The organism is Aliiroseovarius salicola (genome assembly GCF_027891095.1).
Lineage (GTDB): Bacteria > Pseudomonadota > Alphaproteobacteria > Rhodobacterales > Rhodobacteraceae > Aliiroseovarius > Aliiroseovarius salicola.
The window spans coordinates 47,596-69,796 of the sequence record NZ_JAQIIO010000004.1; the positions used below are offsets into that span (position 1 = coordinate 47,596).

The following is a 22,201-nucleotide window of genomic DNA, read 5'->3' on the forward strand; positions in this document are numbered from 1 at the left end:
GATTGGCCGGGCATCTGCACTCATTCCCGGCCTCGGATATGGAGATGCAAATGCAACGTCCTCAATTCTTTGTCTGTGAAAATGGAGAAAAAGCCCCGCTTCCCTTCTCGAATGCTGAATATGAGCGTCGGCTGGCCCAGCTGCGTGCAATCATGGCCGCGAAGGGGCTGGACGCGGTTCTATTCACCTCGATGCACAATATCGCCTACTATTCAGGCTTCCTGTACTGCTCGTTCGGTCGCCCCTATGGCTGCGTGGTGACCGCTGATCGCTGCACGACGATCAGTGCAAATATTGACGCTGGCCAGCCTTGGCGCCGCAGCTTCGGCGATAACGTGATCTATACCGACTGGGAACGGAACAACTACTGGCGTGCCGTGAAAGATGTGGCCGGTGGGGCAAAGCATTTCGGTATCGAAGGGGATCACCTGACACTGGCGCAGCGTGCACTGGCAGAGGAATTCCTTGGTGCCGAGTTTGTTGATGTGGCAGGCGACACCATGCAGGCGCGTATGATCAAGTCAGCTGAAGAGATTGTCCTGATCAAAGAAGGCGCACGTGTGGCTGACATCGGTGGTGCTGCGATTCGCGACGCGATTCGCGTGGGGGCCCGTGAGATTGATATCGCCATGGCGGGTCGTGACGCGATGGAAGAGGAAATTGCCCGGTCTCACCCTGATAGTGAAATCCGTGACAGTTGGGTCTGGTTTCAGTCGGGCATCAACACCGACGGCGCTCATAATCCCGTAACAACCCGCAAACTGGAAGCAGGCGACATCCTGTCGCTTAACACCTTCCCGATGATCTCCGGGTATTACACCGCTCTGGAGCGCACACTCTTCATTGGCGAACCCGATAAGGACAGCCTGCGCATCTGGGAAGCCAATGTGGCTGCACATGAGTTGGGGCTGAGCCTGATTAAACCGGGGGCGACCTGCTCTGGTATCACTGCGGAAATCAACAAGTTCTTCGAAAGTGAAAACCTGCTGCAATATCGTTCCTTCGGCTATGGGCACTCGTTTGGCGTGCTGTCGCATTACTATGGTCGCGAGGCAGGACTGGAATTGCGCGAGGACATCGATACCGTATTGGAGCCCGGAATGGTTGTGTCGATGGAGCCGATGTTATTCCTTCCTGAAGGTCTGCCGGGGGCAGGCGGCTATCGTGAACATGACATTCTGGTGGTGGGGGAAAGCGACGCCGAGAATATCACTGGCTTCCCATACGGACCGGAGCACAACATCGTTTCAATCTGATAGCGATTGAGAAGAAGACCCGTTCCCGTGGTCGGCTATTTTGGTCAGTTTTCCGACGAAAATTATCGTTGTATGCGGAAATTCTATCAAAAAGATCCCGGGAACGGCGATATGGTTCTTGCATGATAAGGCGGTAAAAAATCCATCTTTGGATCCAATCTTTGCCAAGGCCTTGTCGCTAATGGACAAAAAATGTCGCTTTCCTGTTGCAATCTGCCTGCTCTTCGTGTTGCCTTTAGCCTACGCACCGACAAGCAGCCAGTGCACTGCACCGGATGCTGACAAAATAATGACGCTCGTGATGCAAGCATGGGCGCTGCAACAGAAAGCCCGAAACGGGCACAGGGGGGTCACTTGACCGATACTGCTGCGAACGACGGTTTCGTCGTCTTTGATCGTGTTCAGAAAAGCTATGATGGGGTTAACCTGGTCGTTAAAGACCTCAACCTGTCCGTTGGTCGGGGTGAGTTTCTGACCATGCTTGGGCCATCCGGGTCTGGTAAAACCACATGCCTCATGATGCTCGCTGGCTTTGAAACCGCGACGCATGGTGACATTCGCCTCGGCGGCAAACCGATCAACAATATCCCGCCGCACAAGCGCGGCATTGGCATGGTATTTCAGAACTATGCCCTGTTCCCTCACATGACGATTGCCGAAAACCTCTCCTTCCCTCTGGAAGTGCGGAAGCTGGGCAAATCCGATCGTGAGCAGAAGGTCAAGCGTGCGCTTGATATGGTGGAAATGGGAGACTTTGGCGGGCGCCGTCCAGCCCAGCTCTCAGGTGGCCAACAACAACGTGTGGCCCTTGCACGCGCGCTGGTGTTTGAACCGGAACTGGTTCTGATGGACGAACCTCTTGGCGCGCTCGATAAGCAACTGCGCGAAAAGATGCAGTTTGAAATCACCCATCTGGCACACAGCCTCGGCATCACCACCGTTTACGTGACCCACGACCAAACAGAAGCGCTGACCATGTCGGATAACGTTGCTGTGTTTGATGATGGACGCATTCAGCAGCTGGCTCCGCCGGACCAGCTTTATGAAAAGCCCGAAAACAGCTTTGTTGCTCAATTTATCGGTGAAAACAATACCTTGGAAGGCGTTGTTACAGAGATTACCGGTGATACCTGTGTGGTCCGTCTGGATGACGGTGAAGAGCTGGATGCAACGCCGATCAACGTCTCGAAAGTCGGGGACCGCACCACGGTGTCGATCCGTCCCGAACGCGTTGAATACAACAAGGAACGCCTGCAGGAAGGCGCCCATACGCTCAAGGCCGAAGTGCTGGAGTTCATCTATATGGGTGACATTTTCCGCACGCGTCTGCGGGTTGCCGGGAACGAAGAGTTCATCATCAAGACCCGCAATGCCCCGGATGTTGATCGCCTGGTCCCCGGCCAGCAGATCGAAATCGGTTGGTTGCCGCAGGATTGCCGCGCACTTGATGCTTAAATTGCCTTTGCTGCCTTTGGGCCGTCTGGCCCAGGGGTGAAAAGTCCGGGGCCATGCATGCCGCCCGTCTGCTGGCCCCCAAAAGATCAACGGGAATGTAACAGGGAGAATAATATGAAAGTCATGAAGACCCTTGCGGCCACTACCGCACTGACGGTTTCCGCCGGTGCCGTTTCCGCGCAGGACATGTCGAACGAGCTGGTGCTCGTTTCTTGGGGTGGCGCCTATCAGGACAGCCAGCAAAAGGCCTATGTAGAGCCCTATCTGGCGATGAACCCCGGCCTGACCGTGACCTGGGATTCCAGCTCGGCAGAAGCCGTGGCCAAACTGCGTGCCATGGAAGAAGCCGGCAATGTGACCTGGGATCTGGTCGATGCTGTGGCCTCGGACTCGATGCGCCTGTGTGACGAAGGTCTGGCAGAAGAGCTGAACCATGACGAGATGCTGGCTGCTGCGCCGGATGGCACCTCTGCATCGGACGATTTTGGCGACCTTCTGGTCTCGGACTGCTTTGTGCCGCAGATCGTTTACTCGACCACTTTCGGTTATCGCAACGATATGGTCGGTGACACCGCTCCGACCTCGGTTTGCGACATCTTCGATACCACCAAGTATCCGGGCAAACGTTCGCTGCAGAAACGTCCGATCGATAACGTGGAATGGGCGCTGTACTGTGACGGCGTAGCCAAGGACGAGCTCTATGACGTTCTCGGTTCCGATGGTGGCATGGAGCGTGCCCTTGCCAAGCTCGACACCATCAAGGACGATGTTGTCTGGTGGACCGCAGGTGCAGAAACCCCGCAGCTGCTGGCCGATGGCGAAGTTGTCTTCGGCTCGACCTTCAACGGTCGTCTGTTCTCGGCAATCGCCGAGCAGAACCAGCCGATCGGTATGCTCTGGGACATGCAGTCGTTTGACCTTGACGGTTGGATCCTGCCTGCCGGTCTGCCAGCAGACCGCCGTGCCCGTGCGCTGGACTTCCTGAAGTTCGCCACCGACACCCAGCGTCTGGCTGATCAGGCTGCTTACATCTCCTACGGTCCGGCACGTGCATCGTCCGCTCCGCTGGTTGGTAAGCACGCTGAACTGGGCATCGACATGGCGCCGCACATGCCGACCGACCCGGCAAACGCCGGCAACATTCACGTCTATGACTACGAATGGTGGGCTGATAACCGCGACGATCTGAACGCGAAGTTCGAAGCTTGGCTGGCCAAATAATTCCAGCTTTCGGAGGGGGCCAAATGGCCCTCTCCACCCTGACTTTCTTTTTTATTCTATTCATTCGTTTGTCACTTTTGACATGCTGCAACCAAAACAAAATGGCGTAAGCCAACAGGGATGATATGAGCGATACGACGGATACCGGCCCGGTTCTGGCCGCAGACGGGACCCCACTCAAGCGAAGCCTGGCGCGGGCGCTCCGACGGCAGAAGATGCGTGCCTTGATGCTGATTGCTCCGCTTCTGATCTTCATTCTGGTCAGCTTCATTTTGCCTGTGGGCGACATGCTGTATCGTTCGGTCAAGAACGATATTGTCGCCGACACATTGCCGCGCACGGTTGTCGCTATTCAGGATTGGGATGCGAATTCAGGTGAGCTTCCAGACGAGCCGGTATTTGCCGCGATGGCAGCCGATCTGAAAGACGCTGCATCCGCCAAGACCCATACCAAAGTTGGCACCCGGTTGAACTATGAAAACCCGGGGATCGCTTCGGCCTTCCGCAAGGCTGGCCGTAAAGCCAAGAAGTTCGACATCGAAAATGACGGACCTTGGAAAGAACAGCTGCTTGACCTGAACAAGGCTTGGGGGGATGTCGAAGTCTGGCGAACCATTCAAACCTATTCTCCAAGGGTGACACAGGGCTATTTTCTCAACGCTGTTGATATGAAAGTAGGACCTGACGGGGCTGAAGCCCGTCCCGAAAGCGAACAAATCTACATGAACCTTCTGAAGCGGACGCTGTGGATGTCGATGCTGATCACGTTCAGCTGCATCGTTCTGGCGTATCCGGTGGCCTGGATTCTGGCCAACCTGCCAATGCGGGTTTCAAACCTATTGATGATCTTGGTGCTGTTGCCCTTCTGGACATCCCTTCTGGTTCGGACATCCGCATGGAAGATTTTGCTGCAACAACAGGGTGTCATCAACGATTTGCTTGTGTGGATCGGAGTGGTCGCAGATGAAAACCGCCTGGTCATCATCAACAACCAGTTTGGTACGATCATCGCAATGACCCACATTCTGCTGCCCTTCATGATCCTGCCGATGTATTCGGTGATGCAGACGATCCCGCCGACCTACCTGCGGGCTGCAAAATCGCTGGGAGCCACTGACTGGACAGCGTTTTGGAGGGTTTATTTCCCTCAGACCGTGCCGGGCATTGGTGCGGGGTCCATCCTCGTGTTCATCCTCGCCATTGGTTACTACATCACACCGGCATTGGTTGGTGGTACCAAAGGTACCTTCATCTCGAACCAGATTGCCTACCACATCTCGACCTCACTCAACTGGGGTCTGGCGGCGGCACTGGGCGCCATCCTCCTCGCGGTCGTTCTGGTCCTCTACTGGGCCTATGACAAGATCGTGGGCATTGACAACGTGAAGCTGGGATAATCGATATGGCTATTACTCCTGTAGAAAACCAAACCCCCACCTTCACCGCAGCGGTCGTCGGTGCGGCAGGTGCCCTCGCAGGGCTCTTTGTCGGCACCGCGCAGGGTTCGGGTTTGCTGGGTGTCGTAATCGGCGGTGTCCTTCTGGCGATTGTTGGCTATGTCGCACCATCACTCACCGAGCGGCAAAAGCCGGTTCGCTGGGCGATCTTGGTGGGGTTCATCGTCGCCGGCCTGATCATTGGCGGTGTGCCCGCTGCCGTGGTGGGTGTTCTGTTTGGGCTGTTCTTCGGCTGGTTCGCCTTCTGGATCGCTTCAAGTCGTTACCGCGCCCATCTTGCCCCATATCTGACGCCGAAGCAGGTGCTGTGGCATTACACGTTTCGGGTGATCTGCGGTTCCATCTTCTTTTTCCTGATCGCACCGATTGTGGTGGTGATGCCGCTGAGTTTCAACGCACAGGACTTCTTTACTTTCACACCGGAAATGCTGCGGCTTGATCCCGAAGGGTATTCCTTCAAGCACTACCGTGACTTCTTCTCCAACTCCGAGTGGCAGGCGTCTTTGTGGAACTCGGTGCGGATTGCTCCTGTGGCGACGCTTCTGTCGGTTGGTTTCGGTACACTGGCGGCCATTGGCCTCAGTCAGCCCCACGTGCCAGCCCGCCGTGCGATCATGGCGATCCTGATTTCACCCATGATCGTGCCGCTGATCATTTCGGCTGCTGGCATGTACTTCTTCTACTCGCGTCTTGGCCTGCAAGGCTCCTACTGGGGTGTTGTGCTGGCCCACGCCGCACTTGGGATCCCCTTTGTGATCATCACAGTGACCGCAACGCTGGTGGGTTTTGACCGTTCTCTGACCCGGGCTGCTGCGAACATGGGGGCCGATCCGGTGACCACCTTCTTCCGCGTGCAGATGCCGCTGATCCTACCGGGTGTGATCTCAGGTGCTCTGTTTGCCTTCATCACATCGTTTGACGAAGTTGTTGTGGTGCTGTTTGTCGGCTCGGCCGGACAGAAAACCCTGCCTTGGCAGATGTTCCTTGGCCTGCGCGAGCAGATCTCGCCGACCATCCTGGCAGTGGCAACCATACTTGTGGTGATCTCCATCGCTCTCTTGACGACCGTAGAACTTCTGCGCCGTCGGTCCGAGCGTCTGCGTGGCATGTCACCGGGTTGATATGACGTAAAGAAAAGAGTAGGCGGCGTCCCAACCTGACGCATTCCGTGCTGTAGGAGGCAATTGGTAATAAGCCGCAGAGCTTTGGTTGGCTCCACCGAAAAACGGTGGAGCCAATTTTGATAGATTGGGCGGAAAAGAACCGTTCGCTGCGATGAGCATCAAAGTCCGCAAAAGCGGGACTATCACGACATTCGCTCCGAGCTTCCAAATGACTAATCTGTTTGCATGTAGCGTCCGACTTGAAACAAGGCGGGTTTCGAAAATGACAGGTTGTCAAAATCTCATCCAGACAACGCCCGGTTTGCACTCCTTTCAGTGAGGTCAGGCGACTTCGAACAAAGCTGCGGCCCCCATACCTCCGCCAATGCACATGGACGTAACCACGTACTTTACACCACGGCGCCTACCTTCAAGCAAAGCATGCCCGACTTGTCTCGCGCCCGTCATACCGTAGGGGTGGCCAATCGAAATGGCACCGCCATTCACGTTGTAGACTTCCGGATCAATACCAAGATGATCGCGGCAATACAGAACCTGGCAGGCGAAGGCTTCGTTAAGCTCCCAAAGGCCGATGTCTTCGATGCGAAGACCTGCATTCTTCAGCAGCTTTGGAATGGCATAGATCGGGCCGACACCCATCTCTTCCGGTGCGTTTCCTGCAACTGCCATACCGCGATAAATGCCGAGCGGTGTGAGCCCCTGTTGCTCAGCCAATTTGCCTTCCATGAGAACGCAAGCGGAAGCACCATCTGAGAGCTGGCTTGCGTTTCCTGCGGTAATCACGCCTCCTTCGACAACCGGGTTCAGCCCGCCCAGTGCTTCGGTCGTCGTACTCGGTCGATTGCCTTCGTCTTTTGACAAGGTCACCTCTTCCAGGGTTTCCTCTCCGGTTTCGCGGTTCTTGACCCGCTTTATCGCAGTGATCGGAACGATCTCGTCATCAAAGGCGCCAGCGGCCTGAGCCCGAGCCGTCCGACCTTGCGAAAGTGCAGCGTATTCATCCTGCACCTCGCGGCTGATCCCATAGGTCCGCGCCACATTTTCCGCGGTCATCAGCATCGGCATATAGGCATGCTCTGATTGGGCGATAACGTTTGGATCTTTCTCATCGCCCGCCCATTTCAGATAGGCATTCTGCAGGGCGGAAATATTTTCCTGCCCGCCAGCCACGGCAACGTTCTGACCATCCACAATGACCTGCTTTGCAGCCGTCGCAATGGCCATCAATCCCGATGAACATTGCCTGTCGACCGTCTGTCCTGCCACCGTATTGGGAAGGCCCGCCGCCAGTGCAGAAAGCCGAGCAACATTCATGCCTGCTGTTCCCGCTGTCAGGACCGATCCGATGACGACATCTTCGATCGTACCGGGGTCCACGCCTGCACGTTCAACCGCGTGCTGAATGGCGTGCCCCATCATGGTAGGGGATTTGATGTTGTTCAGCGCACCTTTGAAGGCAACCCCAATAGGAGTTCGTGCGGTTGAGACGATAACGGCTTCTCTCATGATTTTTCCTTTTTGGCATCAAAATACGCGGTAAGTGTCACGCCCGAGGTTGCGAGTTCTTCCAACAAAGGCGCAGGCGTGAACCACATCTCACCATAGGCACCAAGCGACTGCCGATAGTGGTTCATGCGCTCCAGAATCTGGCTCAGTCCAATCTCGTCGGCATAGTGCATCGGGCCGCCGCGCCAGTTCGGAAAGCCATAGCCATTGACCCAGATCAGGTCGCAATCACCCGGGCGCGTTGCAATGCCCTCTTCAAGGATCAAGAAGCCCTCGTTGATCAGGGGGAACAGACAACGCTCAAAGATTTCCTGATCGTCGATTTCCCTGCGCTTCACGCCATGCAAGTCCGCCAAATGGGCACTGATTTGAACAATCTCAGGGTCTTCGACTCGTGTCCGCCCCTCGTAGACATAGCTTCCTCGCCCGGTTTTCTGACCCAGTCGGCCCAGTTCAAACAACCTGTCCTGTACAGCCTGGTATGTCGGGTCATGTGCGATTTCACTGCGCCGTTCCTGACGCACGCGGGCGCCCACATCGACCCCGGCCAGATCCGCCATCGCGTGAATGCCCATGGCCATGCCGAAGTTCTCAAGGACGTCATCCACCTGTTTCGGCGTCGCCCCCTCAAGAAGCAGACGAGACCCTTCGCGGAAGTATGGCTCGAGCATCCGGTTTCCAACAAAGCCGTAGCACACGCCAACCGTGACAGGGAGCTTTCGGATCTTCTTTGCGACCGTGATTGCCGTTGCGATGACATCCGGAGCGGTCTTGGCGCCGCGCACCACCTCCAGCAAGCGCATGACATTGGCCGGGCTGAAGAAATGGAGACCAATCACATCCTCCGGACGGGATGTGACTGCGGCGATTTCATCAAGATCCAACGTCGATGTGTTTGAGGCCAGTATCGCGCCGGGTTTGGCGTGCTGGCCCAACGCTTCGAAAATCTGGCGTTTGACATTCATGCTTTCAAACGCCGCTTCAATGATCAGGTCGGCCTCTGCGAGGTCGCCGTAGCTGAGCGTCCCGGTGGCGTTGGATACGATGGCCTCTGCCCGATCGGCACTGAGCCGCCCTTTTTGAGCCGCACGCTGAAAATGCTCCCGGACCTTTTCCAGCCCCTGTTCGAGCGCGCCTTGCGTGGTTTCAAGAAGCGTGAACGGATATCCCGCCTGCAGAAAGGCGATGGCAATGCCGCGCCCCATTGTTCCGGCACCGATCACAGCGACCGATGAAATGCTACGTGGTTGGTCAGCACGGGTAACGCCGGGAACCTTGGTGCATTCACGCTCTGCAAAGAACAGATGCCGCCCCGCGCGCGATTGAGGTGTGTCGAGCAGTTCAGCGAAACCTGCCTTCTCTTGTGCCAACCCCTCGGCCAGCGGCATTTCGCACGCGGCCTCGATGGACACCAAACATCGTTCAGGGGCGACAAGGTTTTTGGACGTGTGCGCTATCTGGTCTCGGAAACCCGTCAGATATCCCTTCGGATCAGGGTGTGTGACGGTCATATCCGCGCAACTGCGTTTCGGATCGCCCTCATGGCTGACACGGGTGGCGAAACCCAAAACATGCGCGCGAAAATCCTGGTTGTTTTCAAGCAGCGCGTCGACCAGCCCACAAGACAGGGCATATTCGCCTTTCACGGGATCACCCGAGAGGATCATTTTCGTTGCCGCTTCCAGCCCGGCAATCCGGGGTAGTCGCTGGGTGCCGCCGGCACCAGGCAGCAGCCCCAGTTTGATCTCAGGTAGGCCCATCACGGCATCCGGCGTGGCGACACGGTAATCACAGGCAAGCGCGATCTCCAGCGCACCACCCATAGCGGGACCTGCTATCGCGGCGATAATGGGTTTTTTGCTGGTTTCAATCGTTACACACAGGTTTGGCAGGTCCGGCTTGTCCCAAACTGCCCCGGTACGGAACTCGACGATGTCAGCGCCGCCGCAAAAGAGCGGCAGAGCCGAGCATAGAACGATAGCTTTGACCTGTTCATCGGCGTCCAACCCGTGGATGGCCGAGGAAAGCGCCTGCCGCATCTTCAGGCCAAGAGCGTTCACTGGCGGGGCATTCAGCTCAATGAAAGCGACACCCTCGGTGTGTTTAATGGAAATCATGTTTGGAAACCTCAATTGGACTGCTTGGCAAGATCTTGTTCGATCTCTGCCCAATCGTCGAAGTGGATTACATTGCAGGGTGAATTCACGTTCTCGAGCCAGACAAAGACGGAGATGAATGGCTGGTCATAGACCCGGGTGGCGTGGGGATCGCCCGCCGCGTTCCAGATAAGTGATCCAGCCGGATAATCCTGCCAGTCACGGGTGCCAAACCGCCAACCAGATTTCTCGGACAGGTTCAGGTACAGCTCTGGCGCGTCGTGGTTGTGGTCGCGATACAGCGTCCTTGGGCCCAGCATGAAAATGCCAAGGTTGAAATCGGGATGGTGATGTCCACATGCGTCTGGCCCAATCAGCAGAGTATGTAGGTTACACTTTGTGTATCCCTCGCCCAATTCGGCACCAGGGGGATAGAATTGGGCGTTGTCTTCGCGCCAGATCAGATCATCCTTGGCCGCTTTCAGACAACGTGCGATTTCTTGCAATTCGGGGGCGACAATCCCGGCGATGGCGTTCTTCAGAACCTCATCGTGCCGGGTTCCTTGGGGAGGTAAATCAATGAGCCGCTCGTCGGACAGGTCCATGGCTGCCAGCTTGTCCAACGTCAGATCAACGCCGCGCGTGGCAGCTCTATGTGCCTGCAGATAGGTGACAATGGAATGAATAAGCGCCTGAATACGACGTTGCTTGTCTGTCATGATTTTAGGCCCGCGCGAGTTGAAATGTCTTGCCGCACGAGCTTCTTGTCGAGCTTGCCGACGCTGGTTTTAGGAAGGCTGGTGACAAAGAATATACCGTCGGGAACTGCCCATTTTGAGATCTCGCCTGCGTCGACGCGCGACTGGATTTCTTCAATGACTCTCAAGCGCACAATATCCGGATCGGCATCCTTTGCGGCTTGAGCGACCAACACTGGCCGCTCGCCCCACTTCGCGTGCGGCAGCCCGATCGCGGCGACGTCCTCGATGCCACCACAAGACGATGCTATGTTTTCCAGTGCCAGTGAGGAAATCCACTCGCCGCCGGTCTTGATCACGTCCTTGAGGCGGTCAGTGATCTGCAACGACCCATTCTCGCGGATATACCCAACATCCCCGGTATGCAGATACCCACCATCCCAAAGTTCATCTGAGGCTTGCGCGTTGTCCAGATAGCCTTGTGTCAACCAGGGAGCCCGAGCAACAACTTCGCCGGTTGTTTCGCCATCATGTGGGACCTCCTGCATATCCGGTGTCACAACGCGAAGGTCGACAAGCGGGCCGGGAAAGCCGGTTTGCGCCTGCACCTCTGGATCGTCGCTGGACAAATCGGCCACTGTCAAAAACGGACAGGTTTCGGACATCCCATATGCCGCATGCAAGGATATGCCTGCCGCCGCCGCCCGGTCCTGTAGAATGCGCGGCAAAGCGGCCCCGCCAATGATGACCTTCCATTGGCTTAGGTCAGTTTGCGGGCAGTTGGGATGGTCGAGCACCATTGACAGAACCGTGGGCACGCAATGGGAAAAGGTGACGTTTTCGTCTTCAATCAATCGCAAGATTGTTTCAGGGTCATATCGACCGGGATAGACCTGACGCAGCCCCAGCATCGTTGCGGCATATGGAAATCCCCAGCCGTGGACGTGAAACAAGGGCGTCAGCGGCATGTAAACGTCGCCGCGATGAAATCCGGCGTTTCCGGGCCACGCTCCGAAGCCGGCGATCAGGCCCAACGTGTGAAGGACCAACTGCCGATGTGAATAGCTCACCCCTTTGGGATTGCCGGTTGTCCCAGTCGTATAAAACAGGGTTGCGGTTTGGTTTTCATCGAAGTCCGGGAAGTCAAAGCTGCCTGAGGCATCGCCTATCCACTCTTCATATCCTTCACCGTCGCCAATCGGCACAATGATGATGTCCCGATCAAAATCCGATTTGATGTCATCAATGAGCGGCATGAAATCGCGGTGCACGATAATCAGGTCCGGCTGCCCATGGTTGATCGTATAGAGAACCTGGGCAGGAGATAGACGGACGTTGATCGTGAAAAGGGACGCGCCCATCATCGGGATCGCGAAAAAACACTCAAGATAACGGTGCGTATCCCAATCCATGACACCGACGCGCATGCCCTCATGTATCCCGCTGGCCTTTAGAGAATTGGCAAGTTGGCGCACGCGTTTGCCCAAGTCCGCGTAACTCAGCCGCATTTCGGTGCCGCTGACGATCTCTTGGCTGGCTGACGCAAGCTGGGATCCGGCCAGCAAGTGTTTAATCAGCAATGGATAGCCATATGCATTTGGCGAAGGTGAAAGTGGTGGCATGAAGGTGGAATCCCATAGCATCTCTATCTGCTAATCTGACATTTCTCACCCAGTCGAAGAATTGAAAGAAATTTCCTTTCATCAAGAAATTCTAACCGATCATATCGCACCGCGAATTGCGTTTTACCCCCTGACAGGCTATGAAAAAGAGTATCAAAACCCTGCTGCATTCGCGCCCGTCGCCGGATAACTCTGCTTGAGGGTAAGCAGAATTGATTTCATCGAGGAGATGCAGCAATGACCACTCACATGCCCACGCTGGTTTCACTGCGCGCTTTTGAGGCAGTGGCGCGTCACAAGAGTTTCCGAAAGGCTGCAGAAGAGATTTGTGTGACGCACGCGGCAGTCAGCCACCAAGTCAAAGCATTGGAAACATCAATCGGCGTTAAGCTGCTGGAACGCACAAGCCGTTCGGTCGAACTGACACCGGCTGGCGAGCAGTATTACCCGCCAGTACGCGAACACATTCAGGGAATCATCAAAGCCACACGGCGCATCCAGACACCTGAGGAACCGGACGTGTTGCTCGTTCAGTCCTACGCAAGTTTCAACACAATGTGGCTCCAACCCAGATTGGCTGAATTTCTTCAGGATAATCCGGACACACGCGTGCGCATAGTCTCTACCTTTGAAGACGGTGATTATGACATGCACCGGTTCGATGTGGGCGTGTTCAATGCACCACCATTTGACAAACGGTTTAACTATAGCCCCTTGTTCGAAACCGATATCTACCCGGTATGTGCTCCAGAGGCCTTGAAAACCGCAAGCGGTGGAGTGCCGCTGGAAGAGCTAAGAAATTTCCTGCTGTTGAGTGTCCCAAGCACATGGAATGAGCCGGATGACTGGGACTGTTGGTTGGATGCGGCAGGCTTAGATCGCGAAACGATGAAATTTGGCTCTGTTTTCGACAATTACCCGCTTGTCCGTGAGGCTGTTCTAAATAATCACGGTATCAGCGTCGCAAGGGCACCGTTTTGCGCGCGTGATCTTGAGAGGGGGCGTCTGGTTAGACCCTTCGACATTTCAGTACCCGAGCCAGGCCGCTGGTATCTGGCGACGCAAAAAGAGCGTGCACCCAACCCCAAGCTCGATACATTTATCGACTGGCTGTTCGAACAGATCGAGGCCGACCCAACCATGCGGTTCTTCCGGGCCTGATCTGTTGAATTCCAGCTCTGCCGTCAGCGCGCGTCAGGATTGACGCGCACCGGCCTCGGATGCGACGCGAGGGACAAGAGCGCGAACCAGTTCGGTCATATCCAGTGTGCCGACCGTCTGCTCCCCATCTTTGACGATATAGGCGTGTGACGTATCCCCGCCGGACCGCGCGATCATGCTTTCGAGCGTGTCGTTCACGTCCACTTCGCCATGGGCATCTTTTGGCACTTTGCCGCCTACAAGTGGGGTCATAATCGAGCGCACCCGCAGAACCCGTGCGCGGTTGATGTCGCTCACGAAGTCTTCGATGTAGGGATCGTTAGGGTTCAACAGAATATGCTGCGGCTCGCCCTGTTGTACAACAAAACCATCCTTCAAGATCACAAGGTGATCGGCCAGCTTCAGCGCCTCATCAAGGTCATGCGTGATGAAGATGATGGTCTTGTGCAGCTCTTTTTGCAGCTCGAGCAGCAGGTCCTGCATGTCGGTCCGGATCAGCGGGTCAAGTGCCGAGAAAGCCTCGTCCATCAGCATGATCGGTGTGTTTGCACTCAGTGCCCGAGCAATGCCCACACGCTGTTGCATCCCACCAGACAGCTGCGCCGGATAATGGTTCTCGAACCCGCTCAGACCCACGCGATCCAGCCATTTCGCGGCTTCCTTATCGCAATCCGCCTCAGGCTCGCCACGCACCGACAAGGGCATGCCTGCATTCTTCAGCACGGTCTTGTGCGGCAATAACGCGAACTTCTGGAAAACCATCGACATCTTTTCTTGACGGGCATGACGCAGCCCGTCCTCGGACAGTTGCATCACATCTTCGCCCTGCACGATGATCTCGCCCGCAGTGGGTTCGATCAACCGGTTCAGGTGGCGGATCAGCGTGGATTTACCCGAGCCTGACAGGCCCATGACAACCGTGATTTCGCCCGCCTGCATATCGACGTTGATGTTGTTGAGACCCAACACGTGCCCGTGCTGTGCCAACAACTCTTCCTTGCCCATGCCTCCTTTGACATGCTGCAACACGTCCTTGTCGCGGGCGCCAAAGATTTTATAGAGCCCGGACAGGCTGACCATTGGTTGTGTCATCGAACGGGCTCCTTAGTGTTTGACTTGGGTCTTATCGACCCGTGTGAGAGCTGCCTTGGACACGCGGTCAAGGATCACGGCCAGCAAAACAATGCCGATGCCAGCGACGATGCCCACACCCAGTTCAAGGTTTCGGATACCGCGCAACACGTTCACGCCAAGGCCAGGGGCCGAAACAAGAGAGGCGATCACGACCATGGCAAGGCTCATCATGATGGTCTGGTTGATCCCGGCCATGATGTTCGGCAGCGCCAGCGGCAATTGTACTCGCATCAGTTTCTGGCGGTCCTTCATGCCAAAGGCATTGGCCGCCTCGATCACGTCCTGATCTACAAGGCGGATGCCAAGGTCGGTCAAACGGATCACCGGCACAATCGCGTAAAGGATGATCGCAATCCCGTACAGTTTGGATTCCGTGACCGAGAATAAGAAAATCAGAGGGATCAGGTACACGAAGGTCGGCAGCGTCTGCAGCAGGTCCAGCAATGGAACGACGCTTTTTTGCAATCGGTCGGATTTTGACATTGCAATTCCAATGGGCACACCGAACAGCACCGAAATCGTCGTACATACAAAGATGATCGACAGGGTTTGCATCGCCACATCGTAGTGGTCTACGACAGCCAGCAGCATAATCGAGACGGCGACAAAGATCGTCACAGGGCGCGAACGCGAGGCGTACCAGGAAATCGCCACCAGAAGCGGGACCATGATGAACCACGGCATCGCTTCAAACAGCCATAGTGCGCCATCCAACATCCAGCTCAGCGGCTGTGTGATCGGGTCCAGAACAGTTTTCAGAGCCGGTTTGGCTGCCAGAAACCCTTCTTCGATCCCGTTGGTTACATCGCGCGACTGCCAAACCCGGTTGCAGCTTTCATGCAGATTATCAAACGAGGGAATCGGAACTAACGGCCCAGAGGCCTCCTCTCCCCCTGCTCGCGCCGCAAGGTCCGCCAGCGAAAGAGGCGCTTCATCGCCGGAATCGCCGCACCAGTCGCTCAAACCTAAGGTGCTGAATAGCTTGTCATAGAAGGCCATTTATCCCACTTTCCGTCTACTTCAGTGCGTTAGGGGCATCGCTGAGGATGCCCCTGTCCGTGCAATTTACTGCAGCAGTGCAGAAAGATTGTCGCGCGCCGCATCGTTAAGCCATGCCCCCCAGACATCCTTGTTGGTCGTCAGGAAATGCACCGCGCCTTCATCGTAAGAGGCATTGTTGTCTTCAACCCATGCCAGCGTTTCGCCCATCTGTGCGTTGGTGAAGGACAGATTTGTCATCAGGTCAGACACTGCTGCGTTTTCAGCCATGAATTCCTTGGAAAGGACTGTCACCACCTCGCTACGGGGGAAGGCGCTCATTGCTGGTGTCTCGCATTCCGCCGTGATGTTGCAGGCATGCTTTTCAGGGTCATGGGGGCCCATCTCGACCAGAGTCATCGGGTATTTGCCCAGTACTGATGTCGGCGCCCAATAAAAACCGAGCCATGGCTCCTTGTTGCCGTAAGCGGCGGCGATTGAAGCTGCAAGGGTTTCGCCGGATCCATGCACAAAGTTATCAATGCCTGCATCAATCAACCCACCTGCCTTCAGCAGGTTGGTGCTGACATTCAGACAAGTCCATCCCTCGGGGCAGTTGTGAAAGCGATTTCCGACGAGTTCGGGGTTGGCTGCGATGCCTTCAATTGTTGCCAGTTCCGGATGCTCTTCCACAAGGTAGTTCGGAACAAAAAAGCCTTCGACACCGCCATCTGATAGAACTTCGGTCACAGGAATGATCGCACCTGAGTCAACCAGACCTTGGTAAGCCGGCGCGCCGTTTGTCCAGATTTCAGTCAGAATATCAGGCTCTCCGGTCTCGGATACGGATGCCAGCGCAGGGTTGCTCGAGAGCGGCATTGCGGTGACGTCGCACCCGTAACCTTGCTCCATCAGGAACTTCGCAACCGCTGTGACGATCTGTGCAGACCCCCAGTCGCCTTGCATGATAGATACTTCACCGCATTCGTTTGCCTGAGCCGCCGAGGCGGTGATTGCCGCAGCAAATACACACCCGAGTCCCGTTGAAATCTTGAACATTTCTTTCCTCCTTGTCATCGGCGAAACAGGGGCAGAGAAACGCTCCAAACCAAAATTCGCCTTATTTGTAGAGATGATTTGTACCGATAGGCCCAAGAGTAAAAAACTGAAAAGAATTTTGAATCATGTACAATTGCTTACAGGTAAAATGTCACAGCTAAGCTCGTGCACAGTGACCTTCGCTCCGACGAATACGTCTTAGATGCAAATCCTTGAGTGGCATATGCAGGTGAGTTTTCGGATCTTTTTTTAAGAGACAGAACGAGGTGTCATCACACCCAAGGGTGTCCATTCTGGACTTGTCACTTTCATTCGAGCGAACTGCAGCATTGAGTCAATGTGGGCACCCTACGGTCATTCGCGTCTGTTGCGACGAATGTCCGATATGGACCGATAGCTTTTTAGAAACCATGCCAACGAATAATTGCAAGCCCGGAATAACTGTTTTGCGATGGGCCTTTACGACAGCCGCGTCCAAAGAGGCGTGCCGTATAGAAGCCATGGCTTGTAAAGAACCCGAGAAAGGTTCGGAAGCGAAGGCTGCTCATCTTCCGACGACACTTTTTGAACTCCCAAGCGAATGGCTGGCGTGTTCTCAATAGGTGCCCGTTTTCGGTGTTTCTCTACGGGAATCCGTATATTTTCACCGGGAACTGCGATAGAGCTCATGGTCATTTCTACTTCTTCGGTTTCGTCATGCTTGTTCCGAGATGTTACATATTGGCGAAACTCGAAAAAATTATAGTGAACCCTGAAGATGTTCAGGATCGCGATCAGAACCCTGGGATTGTAGCTGGCACCGTTCTCAAACGAGGGACCTTTTCGAGCCCCGCCGCTGCTTGCGCGATCAGTCATACTGATGCGTTCGCGAACAGCCTCCATAAAGCTCGAAGCCAGCTGCAATGTCGCCCGGACAACGCGCCTTGTAATGGCCTTGCAAAGATCAGGATCCTTGATCTGAGAGTCTATGCCCAAAGCTTTGAATTGTTCCCTGTATCGGCGCGACAGGACTGGGAATCCGACAACCTTGTCTGTCTCGCCGCCAAACTGGACAGGACTTCGAATCCAGAGATCAGGGAAGGCACGTGTCGCAAAATTTGATATAGGAAACGGCCGAGCATCCCCGGATCGTCCAGGTTTGTAGGCAGGCTTCAGCCTGGCTTCAGTCCATGCATGCAGCGCTTCATATGGCGCAAGGTTCGGATTGGCATTCCGAAACCTTCTGAGCGATGCGTCGTATCGGTTGAACTTCGAGGTGATCTGACCCTTGGTTGCCTTCTTGTTGAAGCTCACGACAAGCCATTCAAACAAATCCTCCTTAATGTCTTCCCGGAAGATGTGCGGAACTACCCGCGCCATTGCCGCTTCTTGTTCACTGACGAGCGTTATCTTTCCGGAGGGCAACATTTCTCTCAGGCATTCGAGATGCGCCGCTTTTGTGTAGGTATCGCGCGTCATAATGCCCGAAAATGAGTTGCGCGTATCACGCTCTGACGCGGGGAAATTGAAATAGAACCTGCGAAGGAAGCTGAGCGAGAGCCGCCTTTCCTCAGCTCTGTCGAGCTCGAATTGAAGGCTCGCGTCGGGTGTCCTCTTCGCTCGCTTGAGCTTTTCATGAACCTTCTCACCGAAGAGGCGGAATTCTGACTCGGCAGCTGCGAAGAGTGCTCCTTCTTCATATCGCCCAGAGGGTCGTTGGAATTCCAAAAGGGGCGCGGTGAACGTTGTTCCATCTGCCTTGGTATAAGTCTTTCTGATCTTCACTGGCCCTTTGCGACCACCGTAGTGGTCGAGCAGATAATTGGCGGGATCACTGGTAGGATCGAAATCGACATCTATTCGGTAAATGTAGCCAGAATCGATGTCTGCACTGATCGAACAATTCAACTGTGTCAGGCGGCGGTCAGTGCGCGTCTCCCAGTGCACCGAAAGAACAATATCGTCATGGGCAATTTTGTGATGGCGAAATTTCCCGAGGCGTTCGTAGTCCTTACGCCACTTGTCCAACTGGGCCTTTTCATAAGCAAGGAGGACTTCCTCAAGCCAAAATATGCGATCGTAGAACCGCGACATGCCAACCTGTCGTCTGCCATCAGGGCTTCTGAAAATTCGGCGCATATCACTCATTCCTGACTCATTGACCAGGTGGTTCAGGATTTGGATGTTTTCAGTTCTTTCCTTCTGCCGGCGATGCGGTGCTGACACCGTAAACCGGGAGCCTCTTTGGCCTTTGCATGCTTTGCAAACGACACGCATTCCGAGGGGCTTTCCACCCTTCCGGCTACCTTTTCTGGGCGTGGTCTTGCCGTTGGCACCATCGAGGGCAAACGCAGTCGGATCTTCAAGATACCGCTTTACGCAGCTACCGCATCTTGGTCCATCCAGAACGCCGTTCATCGACCTTAGGCGATTTGTTTCCGCCACGAAGTGAGCATTGGAAAGAACCTTCTGACCCAAGCCACATTTTCGATTCCCAGCCTTGTGCTGGCATACAATGGTTCTTGTATCCATCCATGCTCTTGGCTCGTTCCCGTATTCGAGGATGGAAGAAACCCGCGCATCTTCTTTCTTGCCCGAGGAAGACAGCTTGTATTGCCCGACACCTGCGGAAATCGCTGCGCTCGAAGCAGCCGCCAGTTTGAATTTCGAAGACCCCCCACGAGGATCAGGAATGTCAGGATTGAATGCGAAGCCAAAATTTCCACAATCCGGATTTCCGCATGTGTTCAAATTTACTCGGCCGACAACCTCTGGGTAAATCTGGTCGAGCGATAGGTTTTCAATGCTCTCGAACAAAGCCCCCCCCACCTTCAGTTTTGCCATGGCGTTTCCCGCTGATTGTTATATTGGCCAAAACTCGCAAAAACGAAGCCCGGGACTGCGAGGTCCCGGGCATCAGGCCGATCTGTCGTCGACTTTGAATTCGAAATTCGAATAGAAATCAATGTCCTGCCGGAAATATTTCGGCAGGACATGATGGGAAGCCTCCTATCGGACGGAATGCGTCAGTCCCAACCGGGGCGCCGTTTTTTTTGTTGTAGGGATGATGAAATCCAAGAGAGCGTAGCGTTGCGGAAGTGAATTGTTAACTCTTTTAGGTCAAGCCTCATCCTATGGCCCAACTCTTACCAGACCCCCCTTGCAGCCCCCGGTGACCGACACTAGTCTTCTGTAAGGCTGGTCCAGAACGGATCATTACGCGTGAACATGAAAGCAGGCAGAATGCACGACCCTATCGATCTCTATAATAATACCCTCGTCCCCATGGTAGTTGAGCAAACTTCGCGCGGCGAGCGGGCCTATGATATTTTCTCGCGCCTTCTGAAAGAACGCATCGTGTTCGTGAATGGCCCGGTTCATGACGGGATGTCGACGCTGATCGTGGCGCAGCTTCTGCACCTCGAAGCGGAAAACCCGAAAAAAGAAATCTCGATGTACATCAACTCGCCGGGTGGCGTGGTGACATCCGGCCTGTCGATCTATGACACGATGCAATACATCAAGCCGAAAGTGTCGACCCTCGTGATCGGACAAGCGGCGTCGATGGGGTCGGTTCTGTCAGTGGCCGGTGAAAAGGGTATGCGGTTCTCGCTGCCACACTCGCGCATCATGGTGCACCAGCCCTCTGGTGGCTATCAGGGTCAGGCAACCGATATCATGATCCATGCGGCTGAGACCCAAAAGGTCAAAGATACGCTGCACCAGATCTATGTGAAGCACACTGGCAATACGCTCAAATCGGTTGAAAAGGCGTTGGAGCGTGACAATTTCATGTCTCCGCAAGAGGCCAAGGACTGGGGCCATATCGACGAGATCGTCGAAAACCGCGCCAAGACGGATGAAGAGTAAGTAAGTTCAGTGGGGCTTTTCAGTTCCCCAGAGTAAGAAGGCGGGCCAGCTGAAAATCGCATTGTGCCCAACCGGCCCCTGTCCTAAGTTAGGAATGCAGGGGCCATTTCCGGCCCTCAAGGGCATTTTAGGTTTCGGGCAGACGCCCTAGGGAAAACAATATGGCGAACAACTCCTCCGGTGACAGCAAAAACACCCTCTACTGCTCGTTCTGCGGAAAGAGCCAGCATGAGGTTCGCAAGCTGATCGCAGGCCCCACAGTGTTCATCTGCGATGAATGTGTTGAGCTGTGCATGGACATTATCCGCGAGGAAACCAAATCGGCGGGCCTCAAGGCCGCAGATGGTGTGCCGACCCCGCAGGAAATCTGTGGTGTGCTGGATGATTACGTAATTGGTCAGGGCCATGCCAAACGGGTGCTTTCAGTTGCGGTTCATAACCACTACAAGCGTCTGAATCACGCGGCAAAATCTGGTGAAGACATTGAACTCGCCAAATCGAACATCTTGCTGATTGGCCCAACCGGTTGCGGTAAAACGCTTTTGGCACAGACACTTGCCCGTATTCTGGATGTGCCGTTTACCATGGCCGATGCGACCACTTTGACCGAAGCTGGTTACGTTGGTGAAGATGTCGAGAACATCATCCTGAAACTGCTTCAAGCCTCAGAATACAATGTCGAACGCGCGCAGCGCGGCATCGTCTATATCGATGAGGTCGATAAGATTACCCGCAAGTCTGACAACCCTTCAATCACCCGCGACGTATCGGGTGAAGGGGTGCAGCAGGCGCTTTTGAAGATCATGGAGGGCACCGTCGCATCCGTGCCTCCACAAGGTGGCCGCAAGCATCCGCAGCAGGAATTCCTGCAAGTGGATACCACCAATATCCTCTTCATTTGCGGCGGCGCATTTGCTGGGTTGGACCGGGTCATTGCCCAACGCGGCAAGGGGTCAGCTATCGGATTCGGTGCCGAGGTGAGAGATGACGACGATCGCGGTGTGGGTGAACTCTTTAAAGAGCTCGAACCCGAAGATCTGCTGAAATTCGGCCTGATTCCCGAATTTGTGGGACGTCTGCCGGTGATCGCGACCTTGGAAGATCTGGATGCCGACGCATTGGTCACGATCTTGACCGCTCCTAAGAACGCTCTAGTGAAGCAATACCAACGCCTGCTCGAGCTGGAAAACGCTCAACTGACCTTTACCGAAGACGCGCTGAAAGCTATCGCGAAACGCGCCATTCAACGGAAGACCGGTGCGCGCGGATTGCGGTCGATCATGGAAGACATTCTGCTTGATACGATGTTCGACCTGCCTGCGTTGGATAACGTGGACGAAGTTGTGGTCAACGAAGAGGCCGTAAACTCGGACGCCAAGCCGCTGATCATCTACGCTGAAGGTGAAAAAGAAGGGGCGTCTGCTGGCTGATCTGACCAGCTCACACCTTGATTCGATCAAAGCCACCCATGCGGTGGCTTTTTTCATGGCAACATATCGTGGGGAAATTTGCTCGCAGTCCGTCAAATCGGCCTAAAGCACTGGACCTTCTTGTTCAGTTGCGCCATATGAGATTGAGACAAAGC

The 22,201-nt window shown here is 55.0% G+C and carries 16 protein-coding genes; 8 read left to right on the forward strand and 8 right to left on the reverse strand.

Annotation, left to right across the window (positions count from 1 at the left end; all coding sequences use genetic code 11):
* The first annotated feature begins 50 nt into the window (after positions 1–50).
* The 5 genes from O2N63_RS08710 (at position 51) to O2N63_RS08730 (ending at position 6,510) form a co-directional block, all read left to right on the forward strand.
* A complete protein-coding gene (locus O2N63_RS08710; RefSeq protein WP_271053880.1) occupies positions 51–1,256 on the forward strand; it encodes an aminopeptidase P family protein in 1,206 nt (401 codons plus the stop codon).
* A gap of 354 nt (positions 1,257–1,610) precedes the next feature.
* Complete coding sequence (locus O2N63_RS08715; RefSeq protein WP_271053881.1) at positions 1,611–2,711, forward strand: ABC transporter ATP-binding protein; 1,101 nt, start codon at positions 1,611–1,613, stop codon at positions 2,709–2,711.
* A 114-nt stretch (positions 2,712–2,825) separates the two neighbouring features.
* Complete coding sequence (locus O2N63_RS08720; protein ID WP_271053882.1) at positions 2,826–3,932, forward strand: extracellular solute-binding protein; 1,107 nt, start codon at positions 2,826–2,828, stop codon at positions 3,930–3,932.
* 125 nt (positions 3,933–4,057) lie between these two features.
* Positions 4,058–5,329 (forward strand): ABC transporter permease, encoded by a 1,272-nt coding sequence (locus tag O2N63_RS08725; protein ID WP_271053883.1) that lies wholly within the window; start codon positions 4,058–4,060, stop codon positions 5,327–5,329.
* 5 nt (positions 5,330–5,334) lie between these two features.
* The gene (locus O2N63_RS08730) at positions 5,335–6,510 is read left to right on the forward strand and encodes an ABC transporter permease (RefSeq protein WP_271053884.1); all 1,176 of its coding nucleotides are present in this window, start codon (positions 5,335–5,337) and stop codon (positions 6,508–6,510) included.
* A 324-nt stretch (positions 6,511–6,834) separates the two neighbouring features.
* On the opposite strand, the gene O2N63_RS08735 is transcribed toward O2N63_RS08730, so the two are convergent.
* From O2N63_RS08735 to O2N63_RS08750, 4 genes are read right to left on the reverse strand one after another with little or no spacing between them, the layout of a single operon-like run.
* Complete coding sequence (locus O2N63_RS08735) at positions 6,835–8,019, reverse strand: acetyl-CoA C-acyltransferase (RefSeq protein WP_271053885.1); 1,185 nt, start codon at positions 8,017–8,019, stop codon at positions 6,835–6,837.
* On the reverse strand, positions 8,016–10,136 hold the full coding sequence (locus O2N63_RS08740) for a 3-hydroxyacyl-CoA dehydrogenase NAD-binding domain-containing protein (RefSeq protein ID WP_271053886.1): 2,121 nt from the start codon (positions 10,134–10,136) through the stop codon (positions 8,016–8,018). Before O2N63_RS08740 ends, O2N63_RS08735 begins: the two co-directional genes overlap by 4 nt.
* A gap of 11 nt (positions 10,137–10,147) precedes the next feature.
* Entirely contained in the window at positions 10,148–10,834 is a 687-nt protein-coding gene (locus O2N63_RS08745) for a dimethylsulfonioproprionate lyase family protein (RefSeq protein ID WP_271053887.1), read from the reverse strand.
* Positions 10,831–12,435 (reverse strand): fatty acid--CoA ligase, encoded by a 1,605-nt coding sequence (locus O2N63_RS08750; protein ID WP_108856354.1) that lies wholly within the window; start codon positions 12,433–12,435, stop codon positions 10,831–10,833. The genes O2N63_RS08745 and O2N63_RS08750 overlap by 4 nt, the downstream gene beginning before the upstream one ends.
* Before the next feature lie 237 nt (positions 12,436–12,672).
* Here O2N63_RS08750 and O2N63_RS08755 point away from each other — a divergent pair, with 237 nt between their 5' ends.
* Positions 12,673–13,596, forward strand: a complete 924-nt coding sequence (locus O2N63_RS08755; RefSeq protein WP_271053888.1) for a LysR substrate-binding domain-containing protein — start codon at positions 12,673–12,675, stop codon at positions 13,594–13,596.
* Between the two features lie 33 nt (positions 13,597–13,629).
* Here O2N63_RS08755 and O2N63_RS08760 read toward each other — a convergent pair whose 3' ends face one another.
* The 4 genes from O2N63_RS08760 to O2N63_RS08775 all read right to left on the reverse strand — a co-directional run bounded on the left by O2N63_RS08760 (position 13,630) and on the right by O2N63_RS08775 (position 19,590).
* Positions 13,630–14,688, reverse strand: a complete 1,059-nt coding sequence (locus tag O2N63_RS08760) for a quaternary amine ABC transporter ATP-binding protein (protein ID WP_271053889.1) — start codon at positions 14,686–14,688, stop codon at positions 13,630–13,632.
* 12 nt (positions 14,689–14,700) lie between these two features.
* Positions 14,701–15,729, reverse strand: a complete 1,029-nt coding sequence (locus tag O2N63_RS08765) for an ABC transporter permease (protein WP_271053890.1) — start codon at positions 15,727–15,729, stop codon at positions 14,701–14,703.
* Between the two features lie 66 nt (positions 15,730–15,795).
* Positions 15,796–16,767, reverse strand: a complete 972-nt coding sequence (locus O2N63_RS08770) for an ABC transporter substrate-binding protein (RefSeq protein WP_271053891.1) — start codon at positions 16,765–16,767, stop codon at positions 15,796–15,798.
* Positions 16,768–17,226: 459 nt separating this feature from the next.
* A complete protein-coding gene (locus tag O2N63_RS08775; RefSeq protein WP_271053892.1) occupies positions 17,227–19,590 on the reverse strand; it encodes a hypothetical protein in 2,364 nt (787 codons plus the stop codon).
* A 399-nt stretch (positions 19,591–19,989) separates the two neighbouring features.
* Between O2N63_RS08775 and O2N63_RS08780 the strand changes: the two genes are divergently transcribed.
* Together O2N63_RS08780 and clpX are read left to right on the forward strand one after the other, a co-directional pair.
* On the forward strand, positions 19,990–20,616 hold the full coding sequence (locus tag O2N63_RS08780) for an ATP-dependent Clp protease proteolytic subunit (protein ID WP_271053893.1): 627 nt from the start codon (positions 19,990–19,992) through the stop codon (positions 20,614–20,616).
* Between the two features lie 161 nt (positions 20,617–20,777).
* Entirely contained in the window at positions 20,778–22,046 is a 1,269-nt protein-coding gene (gene clpX, locus O2N63_RS08785) for an ATP-dependent Clp protease ATP-binding subunit ClpX (RefSeq protein WP_271053894.1), read from the forward strand.
* Positions 22,047–22,201: the final 155 nt, after the last annotated feature.

Bases quoted from the DNA above. Each gene is read 5' to 3' on its own strand.
- O2N63_RS08710 (WP_271053880.1), top strand. From the start codon at position 51: ATGCAACGTCCTCAATTCTTTGTCTGTGAAAATGGAGAAAAAGCCCCG.
- O2N63_RS08720 (WP_271053882.1), top strand. From the start codon at position 2,826: ATGAAAGTCATGAAGACCCTTGCGGCCACTACCGCACTGACGGTTTCC.
- O2N63_RS08725 (WP_271053883.1), top strand. From the start codon at position 4,058: ATGAGCGATACGACGGATACCGGCCCGGTTCTGGCCGCAGACGGGACC.
- O2N63_RS08730 (WP_271053884.1), top strand. From the start codon at position 5,335: ATGGCTATTACTCCTGTAGAAAACCAAACCCCCACCTTCACCGCAGCG.
- O2N63_RS08735 (WP_271053885.1), bottom strand. From the start codon at position 8,019: ATGAGAGAAGCCGTTATCGTCTCAACCGCACGAACTCCTATTGGGGTT.
- O2N63_RS08740 (WP_271053886.1), bottom strand. From the start codon at position 10,136: ATGATTTCCATTAAACACACCGAGGGTGTCGCTTTCATTGAGCTGAAT.
- O2N63_RS08745 (WP_271053887.1), bottom strand. From the start codon at position 10,834: ATGACAGACAAGCAACGTCGTATTCAGGCGCTTATTCATTCCATTGTC.
- O2N63_RS08750 (WP_108856354.1), bottom strand. From the start codon at position 12,435: ATGCCACCACTTTCACCTTCGCCAAATGCATATGGCTATCCATTGCTG.
- O2N63_RS08755 (WP_271053888.1), top strand. From the start codon at position 12,673: ATGACCACTCACATGCCCACGCTGGTTTCACTGCGCGCTTTTGAGGCA.
- O2N63_RS08760 (WP_271053889.1), bottom strand. From the start codon at position 14,688: ATGACACAACCAATGGTCAGCCTGTCCGGGCTCTATAAAATCTTTGGC.
- O2N63_RS08765 (WP_271053890.1), bottom strand. From the start codon at position 15,729: ATGGCCTTCTATGACAAGCTATTCAGCACCTTAGGTTTGAGCGACTGG.
- O2N63_RS08770 (WP_271053891.1), bottom strand. From the start codon at position 16,767: ATGTTCAAGATTTCAACGGGACTCGGGTGTGTATTTGCTGCGGCAATC.
- O2N63_RS08775 (WP_271053892.1), bottom strand. From the start codon at position 19,590: ATGGCAAAACTGAAGGTGGGGGGGGCTTTGTTCGAGAGCATTGAAAAC.
- O2N63_RS08780 (WP_271053893.1), top strand. From the start codon at position 19,990: ATGCACGACCCTATCGATCTCTATAATAATACCCTCGTCCCCATGGTA.
- clpX (WP_271053894.1), top strand. From the start codon at position 20,778: ATGGCGAACAACTCCTCCGGTGACAGCAAAAACACCCTCTACTGCTCG.